Raw genomic sequence first — 3259 nt, 5'->3', positions numbered from 1 at the left:
ACTTGCACCTGGCTATGACATCCTGTAAATCATCAATTTTTTTGCCGGTAACCCGGATAATATCGTCCATAATGGCTGCCTGTACTTTTGCACCACTGTCTTTGATCATTTTTACAATTTTCTTGGCATCTTCCTGTCTGAGTCCGTTTTTAACAGAAACTTCTTTTTTTATGACTTTGCCACTTGGATAAGCGTCTTTGGAAAAGTCAAAAGCATTCCCGTCAATACCCTGTTTCATAGAACGGCTGATCAGAATATCTATGAGCTGCTTCATCTGCATTTCTGTATTCACTTCCAGCTGAACGATATAATCTTTTTTATTCAGCTCTATTTTAACATCCGTGTCTCTGAAATCATAACGGGTTGCCACTTCCTTTTTTACTGTATTGATGGCATTGTCTAAGACCTGAACGTCTACGCTACTGGCAATATCGAATGATGGCATAAATGTTTTTTTTACAAAGCTACAAAAAAAGGCCCTGGTAGAAACCAAGGCCGTATTATACGACATGAGAGAAAGACTTATTTGCCGGAATCCACCCCTACTCTGCTTTGCTCATCTTCCGCTCCACCTCTTTTTCTGGGGCCGGTGGCTCCTTTTCCTTTACTAAAACGATAGGTGAAAGTGATATTGGCTATTCTGTTATCATTATACTGTCTGAAATTGGCATCCACCGTACCATATTTACTTTCTCCTTTAATTTTCTGTGACCAGAAGATATCTCTTACGTTCAAACGTATGGTACCCTTATTCTTCATGATCTGCTTGCTGATTCCAATATTAACGATGCCAAATGGCTTGATTCTGAATACACCTTCAATACTCTCTGTTCTATAAAAACCACTGATTTCTGCACTATACCCTTTATTTAATTTGAATTGCTGACTAATATTCGCCATAAATGAAGTGGCTGAAATATTTACGGGTGCATTATTGATGGGTCCTGTAAGTTGGTTATTGGCTACATTTAAATAAATATTACCACTCCACCATTTAGTATATTGATTGGATGCATTTACAGATAAGCCAAATTGCTGCTGGGTTGCTATATTATCCTGTTTAATAAATGTTTCATTCTTAACATCATCCTGCATAATTACCTGTTGAATCATATCGGTGGTTTTGGTATAATTCAAAGTGGTAGTCAGGAAGCCCTTGAATGTATGGCTCAATTCAATATTATGGCTGAACTGAGGTTTTAAATATGGGTTACCCTGTTCATATGTATACCTGTCCAGGAATTCAACAAATGGATTAAGACTTTGATAATCAGGTCTTCTTATTCTTTTGCCATAATTTAATACAAAGCTGTTTTTTTCATTGGCAGCAAACTGAATATAAGCTGTTGGAAACACCTGAATATAATTTCTGTTGAATTGCACATTGGTGGTCTTCTGGTCACCTTTTGCCAGGGTTTGTTCTGCTCTTAATCCCAATTGCAGGTTCCATTTTTTATTCAGGGCTTTGTTATAATTCACATAGGCAGCATTGATATTCTCTCTGTAAACAAAATGGTTGCTTCTGTTAAAGTCTCTCATAACAACACCATTAGAAATGGTATCATAAACCGCATTGGCATCTGTTGTTACAAAGCTGGTTTTAATACCTGCTTCCAGTTTGGCATTGTTTTTTAATGGGTGCACGTAATCTATCTTAGCTGAATAGATATCAATAACCTGTGGTAATCTGCCCATTAAACTATCTGTTTTAGCTATCGATTGTCCCAGATTGTTTTGGTATGCATTGTTTAAATACAGGTTGGTATTTCCGTTGTACGTAAGATAATCTGCATCAAAACTAATTTCACGTCCAGCAGAATCGAGCTGATGTCTCAAATTAAAGTTTAAGCTATTATTCTTCCAGCTATCTGCATTACCATTGTAGGCAATGGTTTTATTGATGAAAGAATGCTGCGAATTGAAAATATCAATATTACCAACGGAATATCCCCCGCCTTTGTTGTTGAATCCACTGTAGACCAATCCCATGGTTGTTTTGTTGCTTAAATAGTAATCAATACCCAGCTTTCCGTTATAGGAATGATTATAGGTTCCTCTGTCAGTTACCTGTTCAAAAAACGAAACGATCTGTTTGCTATTCCCATCAATAAATCTTCTGTCGATAGCGATATTCTGAAATCCAAGTCTTTCATTTCTGCCGATATTCCCAAAGAAATTCAGTTTATTTTTTCGATAGTTCAATTGAATATTCTGGTTGTTTCGGGCATATACCCCTTGACCATATCCAGCTGTTACTGAGCCGTTGAATCCTACTACTTTCGATTTCTTGGTTCTAATATTGATTACTCCTGCGTTACCTGCGGCATCATATCTGGCTGGCGGATTGGTCATAATTTCAATTTGATCCAGCTGACTACCCTGTGTATTTTTCAACAGGTTTACCAGATCGGGCCCGGATAAATAAGTTGGTCTTCCATCCATATAAATTACTACTCCTTCTTTACCTTTCAAACTGATATTGCCATCTTTATCTACTGATATTCCGGGTGATTTTTCCAGAATCTCCATGGCAGTTGCCCCTGCGTTGGTGGGAGATGCTTCAACATTTACAATGGTACGATCCGCTTTTTGTTCAATTAATGGCTTCTTAGTACTCACGGTTACTTCTGCCAATCCGTTGGCTTTAGCCATTAATTGAATATCCGGTAACATTTTAGTGGCTGATCCGTTCCACTCAAAGGGCCCGGAATACGCTTTTTCAAAACCAACCATATTGGCCAGAAGTAAATACTTACCACTGCCAACCTGTTGAAAACGATACATGCCTGATTTGTCTGCAAGGGCCGTTTTAACTACAGAAGAATCCCTGGCTAAAAGTAAACTTACCATAGCAGATTCTACTGGTTGTTGTTTGTTGATGACTTTTCCCTGCAACTCAGGGTTATTCTGTTGAGCATTGGATTCAATAGCAATCCATGAAAGATTCAACAGTAAAACAGATTTGATTAAATTTCTCATTGCACTTATTTATTAGTTAGTTCTATGTTTTAATTATTACAAAACAAAACTAACTACTGTGCTTTACATAGTACATTGTTTTAACACGGACGGTTAATAGAAATGCTAAATGGTATTCCTAAATGGATTAACGGGAAGTAAATGTTGCAAAGAATCGTCAAAAGATGCTGATAATCCTTAAAACATCATACGAATCAATGGTGAATGAAAGTAAAACCTACTTTGCGGGCCGAAGCTTATAGAAATAACGCCAGCTGATAATTCCGGCAATAACCAGTGC

At 37.4% G+C, this 3259-nt stretch carries 2 protein-coding genes; both read right to left on the bottom strand.

What is annotated here, in order from left to right; genetic code table 11:
* Positions 1 to 445, bottom strand: a 445-nt coding sequence (locus P767_RS15695) for a YajQ family cyclic di-GMP-binding protein (protein ID WP_051417071.1), incomplete at its 3' end; no start/stop codon positions are given.
* Between the two features lie 77 nt (positions 446 to 522).
* A complete protein-coding gene (locus tag P767_RS0103730; protein ID WP_037351602.1) occupies positions 523 to 2979 on the bottom strand; it encodes a TonB-dependent receptor domain-containing protein in 2457 nt (818 codons plus the stop codon).
* Positions 2980 to 3259: the final 280 nt, after the last annotated feature.

It is taken from the genome of Sediminibacterium salmoneum NBRC 103935 (assembly GCF_000511175.1).
Taxonomy (GTDB): Bacteria; Bacteroidota; Bacteroidia; order Chitinophagales; family Chitinophagaceae; genus Sediminibacterium; species Sediminibacterium salmoneum.
This window is presented reverse-complemented; position numbering and strand designations above follow the sequence as displayed.

What these genes read in the sequence shown, in the direction of transcription:
- P767_RS0103730 (WP_037351602.1), bottom strand. Translation starts at nt 2,979, where the DNA reads ATGAGAAATTTAATCAAATCTGTTTTACTGTTGAATCTTTCATGGATT.